This window comes from Pseudomonas edaphica, assembly GCF_005863185.1.
In the GTDB taxonomy this organism is placed as follows: Bacteria; Pseudomonadota; Gammaproteobacteria; order Pseudomonadales; family Pseudomonadaceae; genus Aquipseudomonas; species Aquipseudomonas edaphica.
Genome location: NZ_VBVZ01001035.1, coordinates 1 through 1,019 on the forward strand (window position 1 = coordinate 1; position 1,019 = coordinate 1,019).

Annotated in this window: 1 protein-coding gene; it reads left to right on the top strand. The window is 64.4% G+C overall.

The annotated features are described in order from the left end of the window. Positions 1–1,019, top strand: a 1,019-nt coding sequence (locus tag FEM54_RS33055; RefSeq protein WP_138454336.1) for a MalY/PatB family protein, incomplete at both ends; no start/stop codon positions are given.

Sequence of the window (1,019 nt, forward strand, 5' to 3'; positions counted from 1 at the left end):
ACCAAGTGGAACCGTTACCCGCAAGACGTTCTGCCGATGTGGATCGCCGACATGGATATCGCCGCGCCACCCGCCGTCCTGCAAGCCCTGCACGCACGCCTCGACCAGCAGGTGCTCGGCTACAGCGTGGCTGGCGCGGATGTGCGCGAAGCCATCATCGCGGACCTGTGGGCCAAGTACGCCTGGCGCGTACAGCCTGAAGAGTTGCTGTTCCTGCCCGGTGTCGAGCCTGGTTTCAATATGGCCCTGCATGCGTTCGTACAGCCGGGCCAGCCCGTGGTGCTGCAAACCCCCAACTACCGGCCGATTCGCCTGGCACCGGGCCACTGGAACCTGCCGCGTATCGAAGTGCCGTTCGAGTTGATCAACGGCGAGTACATGACGCCCATGCCCGCCATGCGCCAGGCGCTGAAGGGTGCCGGTGCGCTGCTGCTGAGCAACCCGCACAACCCAGTGGGCAAGGTCTTTGCGCGTGAAGAACTGTTGGCCGTGGCCAACGCCTGCGTGGAGAACGGTGCACTGATCATCAGTGACGAAATCCATGCCGAGCTGTGCTTTGACGGCCGTCGCCATATTCCCACCGCCAGCCTCAGCCCCGAGATCGCCCAACGCACCATCACCCTGATGTCGGCGAGCAAGGCCTATAACGTCGCCGGCCTGAAGACTTGCTTTGCCGTGGTGCAAAATGCCGAGGTGCGCGAGCGCTTCAACAATGCCCGCTGCGGCATGGTCGACAGCGTCAGCCCGTTGGGCCTGGAAGCCACCCGCGCCGCCTACAGCCAGTGCAGCGAATGGCTGGATGCGCTGGTGCAGTACCTGCAAGCCAACCGCGACTACCTGCTGCACGCCGTGCAAACCCGTTTGCCCGGCGTGGTGATGCACGCGCCACAAGGCACCTACCTGGCCTGGCTGGATTGCAGCGCCCTGGGCCTTGCCGACCCGCAGCAGTTCTTCCTGGAGCAGGCCAGGGTCGGCCTGAGCGCAGGCATCGAATTCGGCGATGACAGCCAGCAATTCGT